The following is a 6,333-nucleotide window of genomic DNA, read 5'->3' as shown; positions in this document are numbered from 1 at the left end:
ACCGGGAAGGCCAGCAGGACCAGTACACCGGTCAGCAGGACGTTCCAGGTGAAGATCGGCATGCGGAACATCGTCATGCCGGGCGCGCGCATGCAGATGATCGTGGTGATGAAGTTGACCGAGCCGAGGATCGTGCCGAAGCCGGAGAAGGCCAGGCCCATGATCCACATGTCGGCGCCGACGCCCGGGGAGCGGACCGCGTCCGACAGCGGGGAGTAGGCGAACCAGCCGAAGTCGGCGGCGCCCTGCGGGGTGAGGAAGCCGGCCACCGCGATGAGCGAACCGAAGAGGTACAGCCAGTACGCGAACATGTTCAGCCGCGGGAACGCCACGTCGGGCGCGCCGATCTGCAGCGGCATGATCCAGTTCGCGAATCCGGCGAACAGCGGCGTCGCGAACATCAGCAGCATGATCGTGCCGTGCATCGTGAACGCCTGGTTGAACTGCTCGTTCGACATGATCTGCGTGCCCGGACGGGCCAGCTCGGCGCGCATGAAGAGCGCCATGAGTCCGCCGACGCAGAAGAACACGAACGACGTGATGAGGTAGAGCGTGCCGATCGTCTTGTGGTCGGTGGTGGTCAGCCACTTGACGACGACATTGCCCGGCTGCTTGCGCCGCACCGGCAGCTCGTCCTCGTACGAGTCGTCTGCCGGCGGGGCACCCTGAGGTTCGTTGAGGATGCTCACAGTTGGTTCTTCTCCGCATTCCTGGCCGGGTCCGTCTGCTCGATGCCTGCCGGCACGTAGCCCGTCTGACCCTTCTCCGCCAGCTCCTTGAGGTGCTGCTGGTAACGCTCGGGGGAGACGACCTTGACGTTGAAGAGCATCCGGGAGTGGTCGGCGCCGCAGAGCTCGGCGCACTTGCCCATGAAGGTGCCCTCCCGGTTGGGAGTGACCTCGAACACGTTGGTGTGGCCCGGAATGACGTCCTGCTTCATGAGGAACGGCACCACCCAGAAGGAGTGGATGACGTCACGCGAAGTGAGGACGAAGCGGACCTTCTCACCCTTCGGCAGCCACAGGGTCGGGCCCGGGTTGCCGTTCTGCGGGTTGCGGGTACCGGGGACGCCCACGTCGTAGACGCCGCCGGCGCCTTCGGGGAAGTCGGCACGGTACCGGTCGGGGATGGCGTCGAGCTCCTTGGGGATCTCGTTGCCCGCCGCGGGCTGGCCATCCACCTTCTCGATGTAGTTGAAGCCCCAGCTCCACTGGAAGCCGACCACGTTGATGGTGTGGGCGGGCTTCTCGGAGAGTTCGAGGAGCTTCGACTCATCGCGGGCGGTGAAGTAGAACAGCACCGAGACGATGATGAGGGGAACCACTGTGTACAACGCCTCGATGGGCATGTTGTACCTGGTCTGCGGAGGTACCTCCACCTTGGTCCGGCTACGCCGGTGGAAGAAGACGCTCCACAGGATCAGTCCCCAGACAAGGACACCCGTGACGAGCGCTGCCGCCCACGAGCCTTGCCAGAGGGAGAGAATCCGAGGAGCCTCTTCCGTCACCGGGGTGGGCATACCGAGGCGGGGGAAATCCTCCCAGTTGTATGAACAACCGGAGGCCGTCGCCAGGACCAGGCCCGCAGTCAGCACCTGCGGCAGCTTCCGCCGCATCGGGCGCCGCGACGAGCGGTCGGAGCCGTTGGGACTCACGTAGCGCCTTCCCGAGAGTCTCGCCCGCACGGTCGGCGCGCCCGTATGTCTCTGGTCGGTCGCCGGCCCTGACGCGGGCAGGGGTTTGGATGTTTATGCGGACCAAACCCTACTGGACGCTATTTGGGGTCGCGCGGGGAGGGTGCCCAACGCGCCGCCCGACACCCCCAAGGGGTGGAAGACGGGCCTGGGGCCCCCGTCTGACGCCCTCTCGCCCGCCCGGGGCGGGCTGCCGCCGCCGGAACGGGGCCGCGCGCGGGCTAGCGTGGCGGCGTGCCCTACTTCGACGCCGCCTCCGCCGCCCCCCTGCACCCCGTCGCACGCCAGGCGCTGCTTGCCGCGCTCGACGAGGGCTGGGCCGATCCCGCACGCCTGTACCGGGAGGGGCGACGGGCCAGACTCCTGCTGGACGCTGCCCGCGAGAGCGCCGCGGAGGCGGTCGGCTGCCGCCCGGACGAGCTGGTGTTCACCCCTTCGGGGACGGCCTCCGTGCACGCGGCAATTGCCGGAGCACTTTCGGGGCGTCGGCGTGTCGGCCGCCATCTGGTGGTCTCCGCGGTCGAGCACTCCTCCGTGCTCCACGCGGCGGCGGCCCACGAGGCGGCGGGCGGGACGTCCGCGGAGGTGCCGGTGGACCGCTCGGGGGCGGTGGACCCGGCGGCGTACGCCGGGGCCCTGCGGGCGGACACCGCGCTGGCCTGTCTCCAGTCGGCCAACCACGAGGTGGGCACCGAGCAGCCGGTGGCCGAGGTCGCCGCGCGCTGCGCCGACGCGGGGGTTCCGCTGCTGGTGGACGCGGCCCAGTCGCTGGGGTGGGGGCCGACCCCGGACGGCTGGTCGCTGCTGACCGGCAGCGCCCACAAGTGGGGCGGTCCGGCCGGGGTCGGGCTGCTCGCCGTCCGCAAGGGGGTGCGTTTCTCGCCACAGGGCCCGGCCGGAGAACGGGAGTCGGGCCGGGCGCCCGGGTTCGAGAACCTGCCGGCGATCGTGGCGGCGGCGGCCTCGCTGCGCGCGGTGCGGGCCGAGGCGGCGGCGGAGTCGGCGCGGCTGCGGGCCCTGGTGGACCGGATGCGGGCGACGGTGGGCCGGGTGGTGCCCGATGTGGAGGTGGTCGGTGATCCGGAGCGGCGGCTGCCGCATCTGGTGACCTTCTCCTGTCTCTATGTCGACGGCGAGACCTTGATGGACGAGTTGGACCGGAGGGGGTTCTCCGTGTCGTCCGGTTCGTCCTGCACGAGCAGCACCCTGACGCCGAGCCATGTCCTGAAAGCGATGGGCGTGCTCTCGGAGGGGAACGTGCGGGTGTCGCTGCCGGCGGGCACGGCAGAGGCGGACGTGGACCGGTTCCTGGAGGCCCTGCCCGGAGTCGTCGCCTCGGTGCGCGAGCGTCTCGGCGCCCCGGCGTCCGCTTCCCCCTCCCCCGCGCCCGCCGCCTCGCTGGTGGTCGACGCGCTGGGGCGACGCTGCCCCGTCCCGGTGATCGAGCTCGCCAAGGTGATCGGGGAGGTGGCGGTGGGCGCCACGGTGACGGTGCTCGCCGACGACGAGGCGGCGCGGCTGGACATCCCGGCCTGGTGCGAGATGCGGGGTCAGGAGTACGTGGGCGAGGAGCCGGCGGACCGCGGCCGTGCCTATGTGGTCCGCCGGCTCGACTGAGCCGCCGCGGGGCTACGCCAGGTGCGAGCGGACCTCGGCGGCGGCCTCGTGGCCGTAGGCCTTGGTGAAGCGGTCCATGAAGTGGGTACGGCGCAGGGTGTACTCCTGGGTGCCGACGGTCTCGATGACGAGGGTGGCGAGCATGCAGCCGACCTGGGCGGCCCGCTCCAGGCCGACGCCCCAGGCGAGGCCGGAGAGGAAGCCGGCCCGGAAGGCGTCGCCGACGCCGGTGGGGTCGGCCTTGGTCTCCTCCTCGGGGCAGCCGACCTCGATGACCGGCTCGCCGGCCCGCTCGATCCGCACGCCGCGCGCGCCGAGGGTGGTGACCCGGTGGCCGACCTTGGCGAGGATCTCCTCGTCGCTCCAGCCGGTCTTGGACTCGATGAGCCCCTTCTCGTACTCGTTGGAGAAGAGGTACGTGGCCCCGTCGAGGAGGATGCGGATCTCGTCGCCGTCCATCCGCGCGATCTGCTGCGAGAAGTCCGCGGCGAACGGGATGTTCCGGGAGCGGCACTCCTCGGTGTGGCGGAGCATCGCCTCGGGGTCGTCGGCGCCGATGGAGACGAGGTCGAGGCCGCCGACGCGGTCGGCGACGCTCTTCAGCTCGATCAGCCGGGCTTCGCTCATCGCGCCCGTGTAGAAGGAGCCGATCTGGTTGTGGTCGCTGTCGGTGGTGCAGACGAAGCGGGCGGTGTGCAGCACCTCGGAGATGCGCACGGAGGAGGTCTCCACGCCGTGCCGGTCGAGCCAGGCGCGGTACTCGTCGAAGTCCGCCCCGGCGGCGCCGACCAGGATCGGGCGGGTGCCGAGGAGGCCCATGCCGAAGCAGATGTTGGCGGCGACACCGCCCCGGCGCACATCGAGGTTGTCGACCAGGAAGGAGAGGGAGACCGTGTGCAGCTGTTCCGCGACCAGCTGGTCGGCGAAACGGCCGGGGAAGGTCATCAGGTGGTCAGTGGCGATGGAGCCGGTGACTGCGATACGCACGGGGAGGCTGCTCCTGCGGAAGGCGAAGGGCCGTGACTGCGCCCTCCGGGACGGCGTGACAGTTCACGCTACCGGGTGACCTCGCGGTCAGGGAAAAGGGGAAACTACCCGATAGTAGGTCTTTCTGCCTGAGCGTGATCGTGGTTACGGTGCGAACATGTCGAAGCAGATCGCACCGTCCGAGTCGGAGTTGAGCCTGGCCGCGCTGCGCGGCGACTGCGCGCGCATGGCGCCGCACTGGGCCGTACCTGCGAAGACCGCCCCGGCCCCGGTCGAGCCGTCGCTGATCCACGGGGTCACGGTCCCGCCCGCGTCGGCCCGGCTGATCGACGCGATGGCCGAGTACGGCGACTGAGGGCGGCCCACCGGTCCGGGCGGCGAAGCATTCCGGCCTTTCTTCGCCGGCGGTGGCGAGAAGGGAACGCAGACCGTCTCCGCGCCCCGTGAGCCGGGCGCGGCGCGGCCCCGCCGGCCGGCCGGGGCAGGCCCGGACGGCACCCGGGGAACCGTGCGCTCCTCAGCCCCGTCCCACCGGTGTCCCCGCCCGGGGACACGCGGTAGTCACCGCGACGGCAACGCAGTCGAAGGAGCGATCCGGTGAGCACCGAGCGACCCGACAACGACGTGACCGGCCCCCGGCGGCGGCGTCCGCCGCTCGCGGTGGCCTCGGTCGCCGCGGCCGTGCTGCTGGCCGGGGGCGGTGGGGCGTACTGGGCCTCGACCGCCTCGGGCGGGGGCGGCACGGCGGACGGGGCCGACGCGGCCCGCACTTCGGCCCCCCCGCTGGCCCTCGACGCCTCCGCGGACGGACCGGGCAGCCCTCCCGCGGGCATCGCGCCGGGTGAACCGGACCCGCACGGTCCGCCCGTGGTCTACCGGGCGGCGGGCGATCTGCCGGAAGGCCCCGGCGAAGCGGCGGTGCACCACGCGAAGGGCGCGGTGGCGTCGGCCGACGTGACGCGGCTGGCGAAGGCCCTGGGCGTCCCGGGCTCGCCGCGCACCGAGGGCGCCTCCTGGGTGATCGGCGACGCCGACGGGCCCGGCGCGCTCCTGAAGGTGGCGAAGCAGGCCCCGGGCACCTGGACCTTCGCCCGCACCACTCCCGTGGAGCCCTGCGATCCGGGGGCGCTGTGCGCGAACGGGGCCGCGGAGCCGGGCGGCGACCCGGTGAGCGAGAAGGCGGCGAAGGCGGCCGCCGCCCCGGTGCTCAAGGCGGTGGGGCAGGACGACGCGGCGCTCGACGCGGGCCAGCTGATGGGCGACGTCCGCGTGGTGAACGCCGATCCGAAGATCGACGGGTTCCCCACGTACGGCTGGTCGACCGGTGTCCAGGTGGGCCCCGACGGCAAGGTCACCGGCGGGAGCGGGCACCTCAAGGCGCCGGAGAAGGGCGCCGTCTATCCGGTCCTCGACGCCGATGAGGCCCTGAAGCAGCTGAACGCGGCGAGCCGGGGCCGAGGGGATGCCGACAGGGACATCGGCGGCTGCGCCACGCCCGTGCCGCTGGAGGGCGAACCGAAGCCCTCGCAGCCGCAGTGCGTGCCGTCGAACGGGAAGCGGGCGCCGGTGACGCGGACGGTGGAGGAGGCGGTGTTCGGTCTCGCCCTGAACCACGTGGACGGTCGGCAGACGCTCGTGCCGTCCTGGCTGTTCACGGTCCAGCAGGCCCCGGGAGGCCCCGAGAGCACGGTCACGCAGATCGCCGTCGAGCCGGAGTTCATCGAGGAGCCCGGGGCGCCGACGCCCTCGGGGGACCGGAAGGTGACCTCGTACGGGGTGGACGGCCGGACCCTGGAGGTGACGTTCTGGGGCGGCGTGTGCAGCACGTACACGGCGCGGGCCGAGGAGAGCGCGGGCCAGGTGCGGATCTCCGTGGCGGAACAGCCGCTGGAGGGCAAGGACGCCTGCATCATGATCGCCAAGGAGCTGACGCGGACGGTGACGCTGGACGAGCCGCTGGGCGACCGCACGGTGATCGACGCGGCCTCGGGCGGCGCGGTGCCGCGCGGCTGACGCGGACGGCACATGAGGGGCGG

The 6,333-nt window shown here is 72.0% G+C and carries 6 protein-coding genes; 3 read left to right on the top strand and 3 right to left on the bottom strand.

All coding sequences use genetic code 11. From position 1 onward, the window contains the following. Together V9U70_RS23865 and ctaC are read right to left on the bottom strand one after the other, a co-directional pair. Window positions 1-689: cytochrome c oxidase subunit I (locus V9U70_RS23865; protein WP_336678376.1), on the bottom strand; the 689-nt coding region annotated here is incomplete at its 3' end. Then, window positions 686-1,654 (bottom strand): aa3-type cytochrome oxidase subunit II, encoded by a 969-nt coding sequence (gene ctaC / locus V9U70_RS23860; protein ID WP_336678374.1) that lies wholly within the window; start codon window positions 1,652-1,654, stop codon window positions 686-688. The genes ctaC and V9U70_RS23865, both read right to left, overlap by 4 nt. Before the next feature lie 273 nt (window positions 1,655-1,927). On the opposite strand from ctaC, the gene V9U70_RS23855 reads away from it, so the two are divergent. Next, window positions 1,928-3,310 carry a cysteine desulfurase/sulfurtransferase TusA family protein gene (locus V9U70_RS23855; RefSeq protein ID WP_336678372.1) on the top strand — a complete coding sequence of 461 codons (1,383 nt, stop codon included), beginning with the start codon at window positions 1,928-1,930 and terminating at the stop codon, window positions 3,308-3,310. Window positions 3,311-3,322: 12 nt separating this feature from the next. On the opposite strand, the gene V9U70_RS23850 is transcribed toward V9U70_RS23855, so the two are convergent. Continuing rightward, window positions 3,323-4,297, bottom strand: a complete 975-nt coding sequence (locus tag V9U70_RS23850) for a carbohydrate kinase family protein (RefSeq protein ID WP_336678370.1) — start codon at window positions 4,295-4,297, stop codon at window positions 3,323-3,325. Between the two features lie 157 nt (window positions 4,298-4,454). Here V9U70_RS23850 and V9U70_RS23845 point away from each other — a divergent pair, with 157 nt between their 5' ends. Together V9U70_RS23845 and V9U70_RS23840 are read left to right on the top strand one after the other, a co-directional pair. Then, window positions 4,455-4,652, top strand: coding sequence for a hypothetical protein (locus tag V9U70_RS23845; RefSeq protein ID WP_336678368.1), 198 nt, complete (start codon window positions 4,455-4,457; stop codon window positions 4,650-4,652). A gap of 242 nt (window positions 4,653-4,894) precedes the next feature. After that, entirely contained in the window at window positions 4,895-6,310 is a 1,416-nt protein-coding gene (locus V9U70_RS23840) for a hypothetical protein (RefSeq protein ID WP_336678366.1), read from the top strand. Window positions 6,311-6,333 lie beyond the last annotated feature (23 nt).

The sequence above is a fragment of the Streptomyces pratensis genome (genome assembly GCF_037137275.1).
In the GTDB taxonomy this organism is placed as follows: Bacteria; Actinomycetota; Actinomycetes; order Streptomycetales; family Streptomycetaceae; genus Streptomyces; species Streptomyces pratensis_B.
The sequence above is the reverse complement of the archived record's forward strand: the minus strand, read 5'-3'. Positions and strand labels throughout refer to the sequence as shown.

Excerpts from the sequence above, each read along its gene's own strand:
- V9U70_RS23845 (WP_336678368.1), top strand. The coding sequence starts at position 4,455 with ATGTCGAAGCAGATCGCACCGTCCGAGTCGGAGTTGAGCCTGGCCGCG.